The organism is Acinetobacter sp. 1125_18A (assembly GCF_052824985.1).
Map to the genome: position 1 here is coordinate 316,817 of NZ_VTDG01000005.1, position 19,311 is coordinate 336,127.

Here is a 19,311-nt window from a genome sequence, read left to right on the forward strand (position 1 = left end):
GCTCATATAATTTTTATAAAACTCAGATTCTCAGCCTTTTTTCATCCTATATTTCAATAATCATCTGCTTAATTTTGGGATTTTTTAAAGCAAATTTTGCATTTCTAATTTAAACAAGGCAAGATCAATGCATAGCACAGGATATTTTCCTTATGAAGCTTCTTTACTCATGCCTTTTAGTCCCAAGTATCTGTTTACTCAGCAGTTGTAGCATAAACATTGCGGGTGGTAATGGCAGACCCGACAATCCTTATTTTATAACCACCCAACCCTTACTGATTAAAAAAATACAGCTTCCTGCTGGCTCAACTTTGACCTATGAAAAACAGGGCTTTAAAACAGGCAGACAAAGTCAGTTAATGAATGAAAGTAAACTGAAAGGCATCTCATTGCCGAGTGGACAAACCATTATATGGGCCGGTGTGCCAATCAGTGCGATCAACAAATTCAGCAACTCAGAAATGCGCGGCTTTAGCCTTAACGCAGAATTTAAGCAGCTTGCTCCCAATCAAAAATCTGGCTTCTCCAAACAGTGGCAACGTTGTGGTGATGATCTAGGGATTAGTATTAAAAATACAGAGGATTGGTCATTTAATCCAAGTAATATTGTTGATGTGGAAAGCTGTAGTGTGCTTTATCAACGCTACTTTAAAGACAATGCCGAACAGCAACGATTTTTAAATCAATTGTATGCTGAGTTGCTTAAAGTCACTTCAAAATAATTCAGTATTTTTATCATTAAATGCTGACGATAAATCAACATTTTCAAACGGGTTAATCATCATCAAGATACCCTATCGATCATCCCACAACTTTATTTCGACCTTGTGCTTTGGCTTTAAATAGCGATGCATCTGCCCGATTAAACAAAGCTTCCCAACTTTCAGCCCCTGTTGCCACGCCAATACTGACAGAAACATTCAGCTGTTCGTTAGACATCGAACTATTAAAATTTAACCGTGATACATCAGCCAAAATACTTTCAGAAATTTGTAATGCCCAATCCCATTGGATGCGATCAATTAAAATCAAAAACTCATCACCACCAAAACGTACAATTAAATCGGATTGCGCAATATTTGCTTTTAAACATCGAGCAATTTCAACAATAACCGAATCACCTAAAATATGTCCAAAGCGATCATTCACATATTTAAAATTATCAATATCCACCATGATCAAGGTCAACTCTTGAAAGCGATCAGGTTGTGTTGCGATATTTTTTAAATAAACCTCTAAAGCGAGTCGATTTGAAACACCGGTTAAGCTGTCGGTGTTGGCACTATTTTGTAATTGAAATTCAAAAGCATCGCGTTGCTTGAGCATTTCTTTTAATTTATCCAATGCATCGGTTAGGGTATGCACCTCTTTGGTTTGTATCGAAGCTGCACCTATATAATCACGCTCTTGAACTTGTGATAACTCTAAGATCATATTTCTTGCATATATCAAGGGTTCAAATAACTTTTTACGTGTATATAACATCGTAAAAACTGCTACCGACAATGACAAAAGAGAAATAAATAAAGTGATAAAAAATTGACGTTGCTCCGATTCCATTCGATGACGCGCACTTAAGGCGTGGGTTTCAAGTAGATATTTTTGTAAATTTACCACCGTGGTAAACTTATCCACGATTGCATCTGTCAGTTGGTTTGCCGTTAAAAAATAAGGCTGCTGATTTCTGCTCTCTTGCACCAAACGATTTACAATGGGTAAACCTTGATCAATAAATTGAGTTTTCACTTGACCATATAAATAAAGATACTCAGGGGTTTTTAAGGATTCTATTTGCATGGTATCCATCAAACGCCATAAATATTTAACCTGTTCTTGCGTTTGTAATGAGCGTGCTTTGTTATATTCAGGCAATGGTTCGGAAAAGCTTAGGGGTGCCATGATATTGGACGCGACTCGTCCAGATTGATCACGTAAATCAGCCAATATCAGCACAATTGAAGCATAATCCGTCACATCGCTATTATTCTTTTTTGAATGGTTAATTAATTGCTGCAACATGGCTCTACAACTGTCCCATGCCCGAAACATTCCCTGAATCACTTGATCCATTTGCACTGAATTACGTTCTTTTAACGGCAAGGCTAAATAAGCATCGACTTGTTTACGGGCGATGTTCAAATCATGTCTTAATTGAACATCTACTTGATCCGCCAAACTGGTAAACCCCGCCTTGTTTAAGGTCTCTACGGTTAAATTAATCTGTTGATCTACGTCCTTACGATAGTCCTGCAATTCTTTTATTCTGTCTGGAAAATTTGCTGTCGAGCTCGACATTGCTTTATTTGTTGGCGCTCTTTCCCGTGAAATTTTATTGGATGTTTCAGCAAAAACTTGCAAGGCTTGAATATTGACTAAAGCTCGATTTGCTCGGCTATACTCTCGATAATTACTGATGATTTGTGGAACAGCAATTAACAAAACAGACAAAATGATGACTGACATGAGGATAAGCAAACGCGTGCTTATTTGTTCTGATCTGAGTTCATGCACCATCACCATGGTCCTGTGGGAAGTTATATCGTAATAAAGCTAAAAAATTTTGTTTATATTATAGAATATATACACATAAACTACTCCACATAATCAAGTTTAATCTACAGCGTTCAACTGCTTTATATTATCGTTTTTATAGATGAGTAATATTCAAAATTCACATTTTACATATAAATAGAATTTGCATAAAATTAGACTCAGATAGAAATTCTCATTATTTGAAAATATATCTTTTTTATTGCCCAGTTTCCCCCAATAAACTGGGCATTTTTTTACCTACTGCATTTATCTCAAATAAAAGAATAAGCCTAATTTATCTAAGATACTTAATGTCAGTTGCTTACGTTCGGCAGGATCATCTCCTGTCTGCATGTGCATATTTAAAGCAAAAGCGGTGATCTGACCATTCGGCTGTTCTATCCATCCTGTATACCAACCCACTTGTGGCTCAACATCCATTCCCCAGCCACTTTTGGCATAGAGCTTGGAATCACCACGTCTTTCGACATAAAGCATATCTTTGACTTGCTGTTGTACAGCATCATCAAAAGGCAATGTTTTCTTTGCCAATTGATAAGCAAATTTAGCTTCTTGCTCTGGGGTGATTTTCAATGGACCAACCAACCAGAAATTATCCACCTGTTGACCAATTTGTGTATTACCAAAACCAACACGTTTGACTTCTTGACTCATCAAATCCAAACCAATACGTCGTGCCAACTCCTGATATACAGGTACGGCGGAAGCCTGCATTGCTTGTGCCAAGGTCATATCTTTTTCCCATGCAGGAAAAGATCTTTTTTCACCATTCCACTTAAATACTTCTGTATTTGTCGTTTTCGCATGTTGCAAACCAATTAAGGCATTCAACATTTTAAAAGTAGAGGCTGGAATATACGCAGTCTTGGCTCTATTTAAATCATTCCCATAGCGTTTAAATTGAGTTCCGTCATAAGTCACAAAGACGGCTTGAGTTTGCGCATAATTAAACAACAACGGAATTTCACTTGTTCTTTGTGATGAAGCTGGATCATACAAATTAAGCTTCGAAACACAACCTGAAAAAGCCAAACTACTCAGGATGATCAATACACTGCTTTTTATTTTAAATATGTTATTACTCATAAACTTTACTTAGGCATCGACTCTATCTGAAATAGTGTAGATGAGCCCATGAATTATTTTTTAAATTGAATGTAAGAAAATATTTACATGTGCAATATATTGGTGCATAATGCACCCCATTAGGGCAATTTATTAATATTCCTCAGCAGAATTTATTGATTTGCTCCAGATTTTGGCGAAAAATCCCAGTTTTCTTTGAAAATTGGGATTTTTTTTGGCAAGAATCATGCCAACATAATTCATCTTTTGCTTATTTATGCTATATATTGGTGCAATATTTTTATGATCTATTTAATGCGATTTGCTTTGAATTTTTAAATAAAAAAAAGCCCAACCTTGGGGAAAGCTGGGCATATAAACTCAAAATCTCAAAAAAATTCATTTAAAATGAATGAACTTTATTGACTCATTATCCAAAATATCTTTTACTTTGTAAAACCTATTAAATTGATCGGATATAAATTAATTATCGTTTTTATAAATAATTGAGAATAAAACAACAATATTCACATGAAATGATTATACAATCACAAATTAATTCTAAAAATAAGCAGAATTTAATGACATTTTCTTGACATTGATCGCAAAACAACCATCGGTAATATCGATCAAAAAACACAAATAAACAATAAAATAAATGTATTAATTTAACAATTTGATATCTGTTTTATATGAAATAAAACTTTTGTCTGAATTTAGTCTGTTGTTCTAATTAAGTTTTTTTCCAGGTTGACGTAAAGCTGTTCAAATGTACGTTTTTTAAACAATGTAAATTTCATGTATCTACTTTGTAAACAGTGGCCTTAAACGTCATTGACTTAATATCTTGTTACAATACAATGCCGTCTGTTTCACCAATTTCTCCTATTGGAAAAGATTATGAAAAAACTCGGTTTAGCCACTGCTTTATTATTAGCCATGACCGGCGCTCAAGCATACCAATTTGAAATTCAAGGTCAATCAGAGTATATCGATACAACTGAAAATGACAAAGATTTCACTGGTGGTTTGCAAGGTACTTACTACTTCAAAAATGTTGACTCTTCAAAAGGTCCATTGGCTGAAGCAGCGTTCTTAAACCAAGCTTCGAATGTTTCTTTAGCATATAACTATGGCGAATTAGACGCTGATGTAATTGCACATAACTACGGCGCTAAAGCTGAACTTTATGTTCCTACTCCATATGTACCTGCATACGCAAGTGCTTCTTATAGCCACACGATCCTTGACGGTAAAAATGGCTTGTCAAATGATCAAGGCGATCGTTTTGCATTAGAAGTGGGTGCTCTTCCTACTCAAAACTTCTTGGTTGCTGTTGGTTATACTAACGTTGCTGACCAAGTTGCTTTAGATGCATTCAATGTTATGGGTAACGGCGTTGCTAAAGCGACTGCTGAAGCTGCAACAATTGGTGAAGACCAAGACGCAATCACTGCACGTGCTAAATACGTTGGCGGTATTGACGGTACAAATATGTCTTTAGCGTTTGAATCAGGCATTATCTATGGTGATGCGACTGCATACCAGTTCAAAACTGATTTCTATTTGAACCCACAATTAAGCGTTGGTGCTTCTTACGCAGCGTCTAGCTACGAAGGTACGCCTGATTCAGCTTGGGGTGCAAACGTAAACTACTTCATCACTCCTGCGATTGCAGTTGGTGCGAGCTACGTAAATGCAAACTACGAAGCGAATAAAGGTCAAGCAATTTCGTATGTTGGTGATACGCAAACTGTTGGCTTAAACGCTAAATTCCGTTTCTAAGTTGGCTTAGAAATTGAATCAAAAAAAGGACTCATACGAGTCCTTTTTTATTGCCTTTGTTTTTAAATAAACAACTTAGTTTCTCAGTACATTTAAAAAATGTAGATGACGTTCATATTGGTCAATGATGTCTTGAATCAAGTCTTCTTGCGTCCACTCCATCACATCATAATTTTGACCACCTTCTCTTAAAAATATTTCTGCTTGATAAAAATCATCGGTTTCTTGATGTTCTTCATTCATCATAAAGCTTGGCGCAACCATTTTGCGTGCAATGACTTTATAGATAAAATTGAACTCATCATGATGATCCACACTCAGTTGAACACCGTCTTCAGTTTCTTTAATCACCACATTTAAATCACGGCGTTTAAACTCAAAACGAATACTTTCAAAAGCCTTAATCACATCAACCTGAATATAATGTTGTACTTCGGCCAACGTATGCGGATAGTGCATGATTAAGCCTAAACGTTGCTGCCAACTACGTGGATTTTGCACAGCTCTCGGCGTGATTCTTGCCACTTGTAAAGCCTGCATTTTGGTAACATCTAAGCGCAATGCTTTGACTAAGCCCCAACACAACAGCAGCATAATAAAGGTGAATGGTAGTGCACTCATCATGGTGGCCGATTGTAGTGCGCCTAGCCCACCAACCATTAAAAGAATGATCGACAAGACCGCCATTAAAACAGTCCAGAACAAGCGTTGCCATATCGGCGAATTTTCTGTTTTCGCAGTGAGATAATCGGTCACCAATGCACCAGAATCCGCGGAGGTAACAAAGAACAACACCACCAGCAGTGTCGCAATAAGACTAAACACACCTGAAAAAGGCAGATGGGTTAAAAATTCAAACAATGCAACTGATGAATCTTTTTGTACCGCAGAAATTAGCCCCGTCTGCCCTTGTTCCATAATACTAAACAAGGCAGCATTGCCAATAAAACCCATCCAGATCAAGGTAAAGCCTGTCGGAATAAGCAGTACACCGACAATAAACTCTCGAATGGTTCGACCTTTTGAAACACGCGCAATAAACATACCAACAAATGGTGACCAAGAAATCCACCACGCCCAATACATAATGGTCCAACCCCCAATCCAGCCATTCGATTGATAAGCATATAAATTAAAGGTCATGCTAAACAAATTCGAAATATACTGCCCAGCGTTTTGAATGGTTGCTTGTAGGATATAAATACTGGAACTGGCGAGGAATACAAAGCCTAGCAATACCAAAGCTAAAATCAGATTCAGTTCAGAAAGTCGTTTGATTCCCTTATCTAATCCAAGGAAAACCGACAATGAAGCCAGCGTACTCACCACAATAATCAAAAAGATTTGGGTGCTAATATTACTTTCCCAGCCAAATAAATAATTTAAGCCAGAATTAATTTGCGTTACCCCAAATCCTAACGTGGTAGCCACACCAAATACCGTACCAATGGTGGCAAAAGTATCGACCGCATCTCCGATTGGACCATGAATTCGTTGACCAATAATCGGAAATAAACCCGAACGAACTTTGAGTGGCAAGTTATAGCGAAAAGCAAAATAAGCCAGCGTTAAGCCAACAACTGCATAGATAGCCCAAGCATGTAAGCCCCAATGGAAAAAGGTAATTCTCATTGCTTCTTGGGCAGATTCAATGGTTTGTGGATCACCAGCAGGTGGATTGACATAATGCATGACAGGTTCTGCAACACTGAAGAACATTAACCCGATGCCCATACCCGCAGTAAATAGCATGGCAAACCATGACCCATTACTATACTCAGGCTGGCTATGATCAGGTCCAAGCTTGATTTTACCCATGTCAGAAAAGGCAATAAAAATCAGCACAATTAAAAATATTGCGACAGATAAAACATAGAACCAACTAAATGAATCGGTGATCCAGCGGTTCATCCTTTGAGTAATCAGTTCAAAGGCATTTGGTGCAAAGACAACAACGGCTAAAAAAAGCGCAATAATTCCAACAGTGCTCAAGAAAACATTTGGATTGACATTGTCAAACCAAGTGATTTTTTTGGAAGGCATATTTCCCCCAGGTTTTTATACTCAATGGACAGACTTTTTAAAGTCAAAAAAAGGCATTCACAGGTGTGAAAAAAGACGAATCCTGTAGAACAGCGATTGGATTCAGGCCACATTATAATTTAAATTAACATTTTCAACAATTTACTAAATGTAACAAGATCATTAGCTCATGATTTTGGTTTATTTTCAATATATTGCAGGGCAATCATCCGTGAGACGATCAGGGCAAAATACATCACGCCACAGAACATTTGCAACATTGAAATCACCCGCGCAGCAGGTGCAACAGGAATCAAATCGGACAATCCTGTTGCCGATTGCAAACTAAAACTAATGAACAATAAATCCAGCCAAGATTGGTAGTCCGCAACATGATTTGGGTTTTGAAAACTCTGTGGAACCACCAATTGACAGATACTGTATAAGAAGGCAAATCCCCATGCGATCAGGGTAAATACTGCACCTGCAGCAAACAGCTCATCTTTGGTTAAATAACGATCTGCAAACATATAACGGATTAAACCATATGCTGCACAAAAATAAGCGGCTGCTTCAAATGAATGTGCAAAGATTTGCAAAGTAACAGAATGAAAACCGATCAACATTAGAAAGGACAGTACAAATGCCCCTGTGACAAAGGTTAAGCCCAACAGTGTAAATGTCGGTGTTTGTCGAATCACTTTGGCAATAATCAGTAACGCGGATACACCGAGTAACCAAGTTAAAATTTGATAACTTCTGCTGGCATTGGTATAGACAGATAAAACTAAAATAAGCAGTTGGACCAACAATAACCATGCTGATGGTAATTGTTTAAAACCTTTCCAAAATTCGATCATTGAACGCATATTTTCTGATTCTGATTGTTCTTTTAAACATTCAAATTAACATATTCATGGGGTTTCTTAAATCCTTTCAATTTTTCGTGATCATTCAACTGATCAATCTGCATAAAACAAGCTGTATATCGCTTAAAAGCTGAAACTGGGATGATGGAGTTCTAGCTTTGCATCACCCATAAAAAAACACCTTCGAGAAGGTGTTTTTTAAGCTGATCTCAAATCACTTAGTGATCTGAAGCACCAGAGATACCAATACCTGTTTGTGAACGTACAAACTGTGCATCAAATGCTTTGCGCTCTGCTTCTGCACGTGCAGATTTATCTGTCACAGAGAATAACCAGCAGCAGATGAATGCTAATGGCATGGCAAAGATTGCAGGACCATTGAATGAGTTGATTGGAGTATCAGAGATTTTTAATGTGTCTACCCAAACTGCTTTAGACAAGATAATTAAAGTCACTGCTGTCACTAGACCGACAACACCACCAACAACAGCACCACGTGTGGTTAAGCCTTTCCAGAACATTGAAAGAACCAATACTGGGAAGTTTGCACACGCCGCGACAGAGAATGCTAAACCAACCATGAAGGCAACGTTTTGTTTCTCGAACAAAATACCTAAGATCATCGCAAAGATCGCAAGACCAAGTGTTGCAATCTTCGACATACGTAATTCAGATTCAGGGGTTGTTTGACCTTTTTTCAATACGTTTGCGTACAAGTCATGTGAAATTGCTGAAGCACCTGACAGTGTCAAACCCGCAACTACCGCAAGAATCGTTGCGAATGCAACTGCTGAAATAAAGCCCATGAACAGATCGCCACCTACTGCATCTGCAAGGTGTACCGCTGCCATATTGTTACCGCCAACTAATTCTAGTTTGCCAGTCACAGCCATTTTTGCAACATCAATAAATTGTGGGTTGTTTGATACGAAAAGGATCGCACCGAAACCGATAATGAAGGTTAATAAATAGAAGTAACCAATGAAACCTGTTGCAACAACCACAGATTTACGTGCTTCTTTAGCATCTTTAACTGTAAAGAAACGCATAAGAATATGTGGTAAACCTGCTGTACCAAACATGAGTGCTAAACCAAGTGACAAAGCATCGAGTGGGTTTTTCGCCAAACTGCCTGGTCCCATAATTTTGGTTGCATCATCAAGACTAACATCATGTACTTTTGCAAATACATCAATAGATTGCTTGAACATTTCAGAGAAGCTATAACCGACAGAATGCATCACCATGAACGCCATGAATGTTGCACCTGAAAGTAACATCACTGCTTTAATGATCTGTACCCAAGTTGTTGCCAACATCCCACCGAAGATCACATAAGCCATCATCAGAAGGCCAACAATCACAACTGCGATGTTATAGTTCAAACCAAATAACAGTTTGATCAGCTGACCTGCACCCACCATTTGAGCAATCAAATAGAAAGCCACAACTACAAGTGAACTGATTGCTGCAAGTGTACGTACTGGTTTTTCTTCTAAACGGAAAGAAACTACGTCAGACAGGTTATATTTACCTAAGTTACGTAAACGCTCAGCAACCAAGAACAATACGATTGGCCAGCCAACCATGAAACCCAGTGAATAAAGCAAGCCATCAAAGCCTGAGCTAAACACCAATGCAGAAATACCCAAGAACGATGCAGCAGACATATAGTCACCTGCAATCGCTAAACCATTTTGGAAACCAGAGATACCACCACCAGCGGTGTAGAAATCCGCGGTATTGGTGGTTTGTTTTGCAGCCCATTTGGTAATAAATAAGGTTAAACCAACAAAAATTGCAAACATAATGATTGCATGCCAGTTAGTCGCTTGCTGCTGAGCTTCACCTAAATCTGGGCCTGCTTGTGCAACAGTAGAAAGCAGTGCAGTAGATGCAAGAGCTGCTTTAGTCTTTAAAGAGTTCCATTTCATCTTAGTGCAGTCCTTTTTCGTGGGCGATTGCTTCGACTTCTTTCATTGCATCTGCATTCAATTGATCCAATTTATTGTTGGCAATATATGAGTACACACCACACAATACGAAAGATAAAACAATAATTCCTAAACCTAAAGGAATCCCCCAAGTGGTGATGCCACCACTAAATGAACTCATTAAAAATTCTTTGTTATAGCCAACTAAAAGCATAAATCCAACATAAACGAACAACATAATTGCAGTTAATGTCCAGCTTAATTTACTTTTTTTAGCAACCATTTCCTTGAATTTTGGATTTTGTAGAATCGCCTCTACCTGTCTCTCATCCATAACCATGCTCCTTGATAAGCGACCAGAACGCTGGTTGCTTTTTTTAATATTTTTTTACATGGTCAAAATTAACAATATTGTGGGGTTCTCGTAACTTAGACTTTGGTCGTTAAATTTTGAGCAAAATAAACGAGACAGTTCATGTATGCGTTATTATAGGCGCAGCTTTTTATACTGTAGTCCTTATGAACAGTTGGTTAATTATAGGGGTTCTGGCCCTTTACATCCTCATTCTATTCGTTTGTGCTTTCTTTGGTGAGAAGCATGCGAGTCGATTAAGTACGCGCGGCAGGATGCTTCTCTTTAGTCTAACATTGGGGGTATATTGCTCATCTTGGACATTTTATGGAGCAACAGGTGCTGCAGTACGTGAGGGAATTATTTTCCTTCCGATTTATTTAGGACCTTTATTATTTGTCTGGTTGGGCTATGACATTTGGCGTCGTTTAGGTCGCGTTCGACAACATCATGCGATTTCTTCAATTGCCGACTTTGTGGCAGCACGTTATGGTAAAAGCGGAACATTAGCGTCCTTAGTGACCATCTTGGCTGTTATCGCCATCATTCCTTACTTAGCACTACAATTACGCGCCATTGCGCTTAGCGCTTCCGTCATGCTCGATCACAATACCCAAGTGGTCTCCACCACCACCAATGGTGTGCTTGGTCTTACCGCTGTATTGGCGATCTTGGCCATGATGTTTGGCACAAGACAAATTGCCAATACCGAACAACATGGCGGTTTAATGCTTGCCGTTGCTTTTGAATCATTTGTAAAACTATTTGCCCTGCTCTGCGTGGCCTTTTTCTTTATTTTTGATCATCCACAAAATATTGTACAGATCTCACAGGATGTGCAAAAAACTTTTCATGAAGTACAACTGTTTGGTGTGCCAGACACCTTTTGGGTTCAAACTTTATTAGCCTCATTGGCGATTATCTGTTTACCACGTCAGTTCCATGTGGCAGTGGTTGAATTACGCGATGAAAAACATATTCGTGGTGCAAGACGGTGGTTTGCGGCATATTTGATTCTGACCATTATTGCCATTATTCCAATCGCCAGTTGGGCTCTTCATGCAGCACCTAAATATCTGACCATTCCTGATGTTGCGGTACTCTCATTACCGATTAGTTATAACCAAGACTGGTTATCTTTACTGGCATTTTTAGGCGGTTTTTCAGCATCAACAGGTATGCTGTTAGTCTCGTCTGTGGCACTGTCCATCATGCTCAGTAATGACTTGATTATGCCTTCTCTATGGAAGTTTGGCATTCTTTCTCGTCATGACAAGCGCTTACCACAGGTACTTAAATTTACCCGTCGTGTGTGTATTTTAGCGGTAATGTTACTTGGATTTTTATTCTTCCACTTCTTTAATGATATTGACCAATTATCCACCTTTGGGTTATTGGCATTTAGTGCAGTTGCACAATTTTCGCCAGCTTTAATTGGTGGTTTATACTGGCGTGGTGGAAGTCGCCAAGGGGTTTATGCAGGGTTGGTCGTAGGCTTTATCCTTTGGTCATATACCTTATTATTACCAACGATTTTACGTAGCTTACCTGTTGAGTATAGCCAGTTTGCACATCAATTTTTGATGTTTGGACCTTTAAATATTGAATGGTTAAGACCAGAAGCCTTATTTGGCTTTGAATCTTTTGCCCCGCTTACCCATGGTGTAATCTGGGCACTTGGCTTAAATATTACTTTATATATTTGGGTCTCTCGTATTTATCGCCCAAGTATTGCTGAGCAAATTCAGGCAGAGAGCTTTTTCTATTATGAAACCAAGCCCTTACCTGCGCAAAACACCTCTACCGATATTAATTACTTACACCATGATGTCGCTAAACTTAAAGTCGGTGATCTGATTGCACTTGCCAAACGGATTACTGGTGAAGGCCCAGCAACCCATGCCTTTCAGCAATTTTGCACCATGAATAATGTGGTGCTCAATGAGAATAGCAGTGCCAATGGGATGTGGTGGCGGTTCACTGAACAATACCTCGCAGGCACAATCGGTGCAGCCTCAGCACGAACATTACTCACCACAGCCATGGTCAATAACGGCTTGGCTTTGGGCCAAGTGGCAAATATTCTCGACCAAGCGTCACAATGGCAACGCTTTAACCAAAATCTTATCATGACCATGATTGACCACATGACCCAAGGCGTGAGTGTGGTTGATGAAAACATGTGTTTGGTCGCTTGGAACAACCAATATTTAAAGCTGTTTGATTATCCAAAAGATTTAGTCTATGTCGGTTGCCCAATTGCCGATTTGATTCGTTATAACGCAGAGCGTGGCGAATGTGGTCCAGGCTCGGTAGAAGAACATGTACGTAAGCGAATTCATTGGATGAAAGTCGGAAGCGCACATGAATTTGAACGGATTCGTAAAGATGGCCGTGTGATTCAAATGCGTGGTAATCCCATTGAAGGTGGTGGTTTTGTTACGACCTTTGCAGATATTACTGCATTCCGTGAAAATGAAGCGGTACTTGAAGCACGTGTGTCGGACCGTACTCAACAGCTTGCAAATGCCTTATCTGAACAACAACTGGCACGTGAGCAAGCCGACAAAGCCAATATGTCAAAAAGCCGCTTTATTGCAGCAGCCAGTCACGATTTGCTTCAACCGATGCACGCAGCACGCTTATTCAGTACTGCTTTAGAACAAAGCGTACAATCGGATGAAGATCGTAAAACCTTACAACAGCTTGATCGTGCCTTACATGGTGCTGAGAGTATGTTGTCTGCCCTTTTGGATATTGCACGGCTGGAAGGTGGTTCAATCCAACCGAAACGTCAAGCTTATCCACTGCATGATTTATTAAGTGATTTAGAACTGCAATTTAAATCAATCGCCGCACAACGTAATATCCAATTGCGTGTCCATGATGCTCAATTCTGGATTGATACCGACCCACAATGGATCCGTCGTATCATCCAAAACTTTGTTAGTAATGCCTTACGTTATACTGCTCGTGGACGTGTGATTGTTGGTGTATTACGCGCGTCTAATCGCCCAAATCATATCCGTATCGGTGTCTGGGATACCGGCCCAGGGATTGCAGAAGAGCAACGCATTAAGCTGTTTCAAGAGTTTGAGCGTTGTGGACATACCTCGCCATGGGGTGAGCAAGGCCTAGGGCTTGGTCTGGCAATCGTCCAACGTATGACCAGTTTGCTTGATTATCCTGTGCATGTTTACTCTGAACTAGGTAAAGGCTCATGCTTTATGATTGATGTACCAATGGTAGCAGCACCTAAAGTGGTTTCATCACCTGTACAAGCGGTACCATTAAAAGCCAAAGCTTATAAAATCTTATGTTTGGACAATGATGATACGATTTTAGAGGGTATGGCAACGCTACTGACCAAATGGGGTTATCAAGTCTTTAAAGCCACTGAACCTGAACAAGCTTTGGAAATTATTCAAAAAGAAAATATTCAAGTCTGGCTGGTTGATCAGCATTTAAATCATGGCAAAATTGGCTTAGATTTTATTGTCGAAAACCGTCAGGAAAATGTTCCTTCAGCACTGATTACTGCAGATTCTGATCCTGAATTACCAGAGCGTGTTAAAGACCTCAACGTGGTGTTGTTGAAGAAACCATTGAAACCAGCTTCTCTTCGGGCATGGTTATCTGGCTTGAAGATTTCTAAATAATCTTCCACTACGTTCAACCCTTTTCAGTTTATTGATCACGTTCTTCTTTAATGTTTTGAAACATTTACAACCTCTAGATCGTTGCATTCTAGAGGTTTTGTAACGCAATTTTTTAAGTGGAATAGCAATTTTTTTTAAGCTTTGTGCAAAAGCATTCAAAAAATAGCAAAACTTGAACCCATTTATTGACTAAAAACCTCAAAGCCCTCTTTTCTATGGCAAATAACATCAAAATAGTAAATATACACTTGTATAGTTAGTTACAATTTTCTATTTATATGATTTTAAAAAATAAAAAAATACTTTTTACCCTATCTACAACTTTAGTCGTATTCCTATTGCATCTCAGATAAATCAAAAATTACTTCAAGACAAAATCACGCTCATGTTTAGGAAAACAAAAACAGCGCTTGAATTCAATTTTAAATAGGATTTTTAACCATGAATATTTCAGAAACTGTTCCACATGGGCTACACCAAGCTCAACAATTTCATCGTCAATATGGTGCAAATGCAATCTTGCCTGAAATTGATTGGCAAGATCTTTTTAAACACAGCAAACTCCACGACACACAAATCCAAGCACTCAACACGATTTATCAAGCAGCTGTGCCTTTAGCACTTCAAGTGTTTGAGGAATTAAAATTTGATGTATTTACCCCTGTTGCTTACCATCCTCAAGGCTTAGGTCTGTTTGATAAATTAGCGCAACAGGAAGAAAAACTGGTTCAACGTCTCGAAGATGAATGCGAATGTTTAAATGATGAAGTTCGTCATCAAGTGTGGAGCATGTTACTGCGTGGCGGTGCGGTACTGGTCTTTAAAGCATGGTTAGGTAAAGTAAAAACCGGTGAAAATACCTTAGATATGACCCAATTTGATGAATTATCAGATTTGCTTTTTATCAAAACCTCACCGACAACATTGGCAGCTCGTTTAAAAATCGATGCACATGCAGATTACGACCATGTTTTCCTGATGTATGGCAATGATGTGTTTCTAGACCGTTTTAATAGCTTAGAAGCGGCTGCTTTATTTGTAGATTTAGGTGTTTATGATGCAGCATTCTTAAGTCTACGTGATGACCGAGTTGCAGATTACCTAAAATCTAAAGGCTATGTCACCCATGAACAAATTGAAGATTTAAAATGTGCTTTAAATCCATTGGGCTGCCCTGATCAAGTTTCTAAACAAGACTGTTTAGCTTAATCCTTATGCTTGAATGATGTATAAAGAAAGCCAGTCAATTGACTGGCTTTCTGCTATTTAGCTTAAAGATTACTTCGCACTTTAAAATAATAATATCTGCTCAGCTAGTTTCAAGCATGTACTGATGCTTTACCCTCAATAAAAAGTCAGATATTTCACTTAATATTGATCAGTTTAAGTTTTAATTCTCCCCAGCCCTACTTTTAAAAAGGAGGAAGTTTTCCATCACTAAAATTAATTTAGTTTCAGGTCATGGAGGATAAGCATTTTATCGCGTATTAATACAATGCCTTAGGCAATTTAATCTGAATAATTTCATTATCATCCGCACGCTTTGCATTTCGTCCTGATGAACCAGGGAAGTTATTGTCATTTAAAACAGTTAAAGTATTTTTATTTTCAATAATCACATCTTCAATGGTTTCAAATGGAAAAGCAAAAGTTGTAGCTGTACCAATATCTCCATCTCGCGCTGTACCATATAAATTATTCGGGTTGGCGATATTCATAAGATCAACTAAGTCAGAACGTTTTACCGCTTTCCCTGAATCTCCTAGTTCAATTTGAATCAGCTTCTTATAACCATCTAACTTGTTTTGGCTCGCATCACGCTCAATAATAATGCCAGACTTATCATCAAACATTTGGAAGTCACCAATATTGGTCGCCTTGGCATTCAAGGTAAAATAATAATATCGGCCAGTATACGCTTTCTTCTTCACGTCAAATTGTGAGATAAGCAACTGTTGTGTAGTCTCACCTTTTAACGGTTTTTCTAACAAAGGATATAAATATTGACCATCCTTAGACAGTGCCATTCCTTCAAAGCCACCGCTTTGCTGAACCAAAGGGTCTACATAATTTATGTTGGCTTTATTGAATTGATTTTGCGGAGAACGCAATTCCACACCAGCTTTTAATGGATGAGGTAATGCAATCGGCGAATCAAGCAGTATTCCATCTTTATCAAAATGCAGTAAATATGGTCCAAATTCATCACCAATCCAATAGGTACCATCCGCAGTACGTTGAATCGATTCAGGATCAAAATCTGCCCCAGTGAGTAAACGATCTGTGCTGTTTTGATTGATGATTGAAAATGGTATTAATTTATTGGGATCACGAAGCTGAATAAAGCTCATCACTTGAACTTTTGCAGATCCTGCTGATTTCGTCCGAAAATCAGGTTTTACTTGATAAACACGGAGTAAAAAGTCAGATGAATTGTCTTGTGTACCAAAGCCATTGTCTGCCATGGCCATATAAGTGCCATCACCGTTCTTTACAGCACCAGAGAAGCCTTGAACTGGCTGACCTTTAAAAGGTGGAAATATTCCATTGGCGCCCTTTACAAAGGCACCTGAGTTTGGACCAGCTGCATAAGTTTCGACATCAAGTTTGGCAAATGAAATCAAGGTCGGTACAGTGACAGATGGTTCAAATGAGAAATCCTTGTCATCATCATTACATGCGGTTAAAGCCAATACGCCTAACGCTAAAACAGAGTAAGCAATTTTTTTCATAAAGGTCTTTTTTATTGATTTAAATGAGCTTTATTAGAAACCAATAGCATGACATTTTGAGGTCATTTCAATGACAATATTGCGTCAGTTTGATGATACGTAGACATGTTTCACTCAGCATATACTCCACCGTATAAACGCGCATCGGCTGAATTAACATATTGAATTTAATAATATTAACAACTGAGTAATCTTCCTCTATCTGCTTAAATTCATATTGAATTTGAGCTTGAGCTAGAGCTAGAGCTAGACTTGAATATCGAAACCCAAATCCACATCACAGGCAGCTTGACCACCACGGATTCCCCAATTTTCAGCGGGAATTTCTCTTAATAAAATTTTGATATGATCTTTGGGAATCCCTAATACAGATAGATTCTCTACAATACTGCGATACAAATTTCGCTTGGTATCCAGTGTACGCCCAGCAAAACAATCAATACGAATCAGGGTAAATTTTTCAGGATAAAGCTTATTCGGTGGACATTGAAAGCGATGTGGTTCATGTACCAATAAACGAATATCACGATCATATTCAGGAATTTTAAAAGCGCTCACCAATGCATGATGAACAGCATCGATTAAGCCCACTTCTTGTGCTACAGGATATTGATAGCGAACTTCAATTGTAGTTGCTGGCATTATTGTTCTCGATTTATATTATTTTAAATCGAAAGAATAGCATAATTTATAGACAACCCTAACAATTCAACTGATATCAATTCAGCTGCTTCCACATCTTTTCAATAATATAATAATCCATTGAATTAAATTAATTTTTTACTTAGGTAACAATCTTAATAGCCCCGCATTTTTCCCATCTTCCAAAACCCAAATCGAACCATTATGGGCGGGATGGATATCTCGAATGCGTTGCTGCATGTTTAAACGCTGTACCTCACGGACAGGCTTCGATTCAGTATCAACCACAATAATCGCTTCTGAAGATAACCCACCAATCAAGGCTTTATGATTCCATTTCGGGAATAATTCATCTTGATAAAAGACCAAACTGGAGGGTGATATTACTGGTGTCCAACTGATTTCTGGTGCCTTAAAGTCAGGACGTGTCGCATGATCGGGAATGGATTTTCCTGAATAATGATCACCATTGGAAACAATCGGATAACCATAATTTTCGCCCTTCTTAATCAGATTTAACTCATCTCCTCCTTTAGGCCCCATTTCAACCACCCACAATTGATCCTTCGCATCAAAAGCCATACCTAAGGGATTACGATGACCCAACGACCATACTTGTTTTGCAATCTCACCTTGTTGAGTAAATGGATGATCTGCAACAACAGTACCATCATCATTCAATCTTAAAACTTTGCCTAAATTTGAGTTCATATCTTGAGCAGGATCAAATTTCTGGCGTTCACCAGAACTAATCCAGAGCTTGCCATCCTTTGCAAAAATCATTCGATGTGCATAATGCCCTTGTCCTGAAACCTTAGGAACTTGTTCCCAAATTCTTTTAATATTGATTATTCGAGGATTTTTTTCTTGTAGATTTAATTCACCACGAATCACAACCGCACCATATCCCCCTTTTCCTGTTTCGGCATAACTTAAATAAATTTGATGATTGTTTGCAAAATCAGGATGTAAAACAATATCACCTAAGCCACCTTGTCCTCCATAAGCCACTTGGGGAAGCCCTGAAATTTCTATACTTTTCAATGTGGAAGGATCAAACAGTTTTAGCTTTCCTCTCCTTTCGGTAATCAGTAAACGACCATCAGCCAACTCAGCCATTGCCCAAGGTTCATCAAAGGTCGCGACTTTTTGGATCTGATAGGTCTGGTTGATCAGCGAATTTGCTGTAGTGGTTTGATTATTTTGAGCATTACATGCACTCAACAAGTTACAGCTGAGCAATAGGGGTAAATAGATTAAGCACTGTCGAAAAGCCTTCATTTTAGATTCCCTCAATATTGTTATGACTTATCGATTTATTTTAAACAAAAGTATCCATCTCACCATTTCATATTGGTAACTGAGCGAATTGGGTCTTAATTTTTAATTGGATCATCTTGTAAGCTTTAACCTACAACAATCGTAGTGATTAGCGAATATACTGATTTAGACATTGCGCTTATGATAGCAAATATAAAGAGACAGGAAGTCTCATTGAGAATAAGAAAACACACAGGACGTGAGATTCGACAGGAGTCAAATCTAACACACCAATACGAAGAAAACCCCATCAGGATGATGGGGTTTTCTTTTTGTATCTACAAAAATCTATTTATTTTCAGTTGCTTATGCACTTCAATTCTTCTACAGGTTTCTTTTCATTTCGCTAATAAACACCGCGCATAAAAAAACACCCCG

Annotated in this window: 13 protein-coding genes; 4 read left to right on the forward strand and 9 right to left on the reverse strand. The window is 38.4% G+C overall.

The genetic code is table 11. The features are described from left to right. Positions 1–152: 152 nt before the first annotated feature. Positions 153–722, forward strand: coding sequence for a hypothetical protein (locus tag FY049_RS11775; protein WP_154130735.1), 570 nt, complete (start codon positions 153–155; stop codon positions 720–722). 79 nt (positions 723–801) lie between these two features. Here the strand turns inward: FY049_RS11775 and FY049_RS11780 are convergent, their stop codons facing one another. Together FY049_RS11780 and blaOXA are read right to left on the reverse strand one after the other, a co-directional pair. After that, the gene (locus FY049_RS11780; protein ID WP_004725238.1) at positions 802–2,514 is read right to left on the reverse strand and encodes a GGDEF domain-containing protein; all 1,713 of its coding nucleotides are present in this window, start codon (positions 2,512–2,514) and stop codon (positions 802–804) included. A 285-nt stretch (positions 2,515–2,799) separates the two neighbouring features. Further along, entirely contained in the window at positions 2,800–3,639 is an 840-nt protein-coding gene (gene blaOXA, locus FY049_RS11785; RefSeq protein WP_105713786.1) for an OXA-274 family carbapenem-hydrolyzing class D beta-lactamase, read from the reverse strand. 879 nt (positions 3,640–4,518) lie between these two features. Here blaOXA and omp33-36 point away from each other — a divergent pair. Beyond that, on the forward strand, positions 4,519–5,403 hold the full coding sequence (omp33-36, locus tag FY049_RS11790; protein ID WP_004725233.1) for a porin Omp33-36: 885 nt from the start codon (positions 4,519–4,521) through the stop codon (positions 5,401–5,403). Between the two features lie 75 nt (positions 5,404–5,478). On the opposite strand, the gene FY049_RS11795 is transcribed toward omp33-36, so the two are convergent. From FY049_RS11795 to FY049_RS11810, 4 genes are all read right to left on the reverse strand, one after another. Next, positions 5,479–7,446 (reverse strand): BCCT family transporter, encoded by a 1,968-nt coding sequence (locus FY049_RS11795; protein WP_056517627.1) that lies wholly within the window; start codon positions 7,444–7,446, stop codon positions 5,479–5,481. A gap of 167 nt (positions 7,447–7,613) precedes the next feature. Continuing rightward, positions 7,614–8,294, reverse strand: a complete 681-nt coding sequence (locus FY049_RS11800; protein WP_004725230.1) for an ion channel — start codon at positions 8,292–8,294, stop codon at positions 7,614–7,616. 218 nt (positions 8,295–8,512) lie between these two features. Next, on the reverse strand, positions 8,513–10,228 hold the full coding sequence (locus FY049_RS11805) for a cation acetate symporter (protein ID WP_004725228.1): 1,716 nt from the start codon (positions 10,226–10,228) through the stop codon (positions 8,513–8,515). A 1-nt stretch (position 10,229) separates the two neighbouring features. Further along, a complete protein-coding gene (locus FY049_RS11810; protein ID WP_004725226.1) occupies positions 10,230–10,562 on the reverse strand; it encodes a DUF485 domain-containing protein in 333 nt (110 codons plus the stop codon). Between the two features lie 185 nt (positions 10,563–10,747). On the opposite strand from FY049_RS11810, the gene FY049_RS11815 reads away from it, so the two are divergent. Further along, positions 10,748–14,239, forward strand: a complete 3,492-nt coding sequence (locus tag FY049_RS11815) for a PAS domain-containing hybrid sensor histidine kinase/response regulator (RefSeq protein WP_105713782.1) — start codon at positions 10,748–10,750, stop codon at positions 14,237–14,239. A 441-nt stretch (positions 14,240–14,680) separates the two neighbouring features. After that, on the forward strand, positions 14,681–15,448 hold the full coding sequence (locus FY049_RS11820; protein ID WP_004725221.1) for a hypothetical protein: 768 nt from the start codon (positions 14,681–14,683) through the stop codon (positions 15,446–15,448). Between the two features lie 278 nt (positions 15,449–15,726). Here the strand turns inward: FY049_RS11820 and FY049_RS11825 are convergent, their stop codons facing one another. The 3 genes from FY049_RS11825 to FY049_RS11835 all read right to left on the reverse strand — a co-directional run bounded on the left by FY049_RS11825 (position 15,727) and on the right by FY049_RS11835 (position 18,894). Further along, complete coding sequence (locus FY049_RS11825; RefSeq protein ID WP_224964409.1) at positions 15,727–16,971, reverse strand: esterase-like activity of phytase family protein; 1,245 nt, start codon at positions 16,969–16,971, stop codon at positions 15,727–15,729. Between the two features lie 246 nt (positions 16,972–17,217). Continuing rightward, the gene (locus tag FY049_RS11830; protein WP_224964410.1) at positions 17,218–17,613 is read right to left on the reverse strand and encodes a tautomerase family protein; all 396 of its coding nucleotides are present in this window, start codon (positions 17,611–17,613) and stop codon (positions 17,218–17,220) included. A gap of 138 nt (positions 17,614–17,751) precedes the next feature. Further along, on the reverse strand, positions 17,752–18,894 hold the full coding sequence (locus FY049_RS11835) for a PQQ-dependent sugar dehydrogenase (protein ID WP_224964411.1): 1,143 nt from the start codon (positions 18,892–18,894) through the stop codon (positions 17,752–17,754). Positions 18,895–19,311 lie beyond the last annotated feature (417 nt).

What these genes read in the sequence shown, in the direction of transcription:
- FY049_RS11835 (WP_224964411.1), bottom strand. Translation starts at nt 18,894, where the DNA reads ATGAAGGCTTTTCGACAGTGCTTAATCTATTTACCCCTATTGCTCAGC.
- FY049_RS11805 (WP_004725228.1), bottom strand. Translation starts at nt 10,228, where the DNA reads ATGAAATGGAACTCTTTAAAGACTAAAGCAGCTCTTGCATCTACTGCA.
- FY049_RS11815 (WP_105713782.1), top strand. Translation starts at nt 10,748, where the DNA reads ATGAACAGTTGGTTAATTATAGGGGTTCTGGCCCTTTACATCCTCATT.
- omp33-36 (WP_004725233.1), top strand. Translation starts at nt 4,519, where the DNA reads ATGAAAAAACTCGGTTTAGCCACTGCTTTATTATTAGCCATGACCGGC.
- FY049_RS11820 (WP_004725221.1), top strand. Translation starts at nt 14,681, where the DNA reads ATGAATATTTCAGAAACTGTTCCACATGGGCTACACCAAGCTCAACAA.
- FY049_RS11825 (WP_224964409.1), bottom strand. Translation starts at nt 16,971, where the DNA reads ATGAAAAAAATTGCTTACTCTGTTTTAGCGTTAGGCGTATTGGCTTTA.
- FY049_RS11800 (WP_004725230.1), bottom strand. Translation starts at nt 8,294, where the DNA reads ATGCGTTCAATGATCGAATTTTGGAAAGGTTTTAAACAATTACCATCA.
- FY049_RS11775 (WP_154130735.1), top strand. Translation starts at nt 153, where the DNA reads ATGAAGCTTCTTTACTCATGCCTTTTAGTCCCAAGTATCTGTTTACTC.
- FY049_RS11780 (WP_004725238.1), bottom strand. Translation starts at nt 2,514, where the DNA reads ATGGTGCATGAACTCAGATCAGAACAAATAAGCACGCGTTTGCTTATC.
- FY049_RS11830 (WP_224964410.1), bottom strand. Translation starts at nt 17,613, where the DNA reads ATGCCAGCAACTACAATTGAAGTTCGCTATCAATATCCTGTAGCACAA.
- blaOXA (WP_105713786.1), bottom strand. Translation starts at nt 3,639, where the DNA reads ATGAGTAATAACATATTTAAAATAAAAAGCAGTGTATTGATCATCCTG.
- FY049_RS11810 (WP_004725226.1), bottom strand. Translation starts at nt 10,562, where the DNA reads ATGGATGAGAGACAGGTAGAGGCGATTCTACAAAATCCAAAATTCAAG.
- FY049_RS11795 (WP_056517627.1), bottom strand. Translation starts at nt 7,446, where the DNA reads ATGCCTTCCAAAAAAATCACTTGGTTTGACAATGTCAATCCAAATGTT.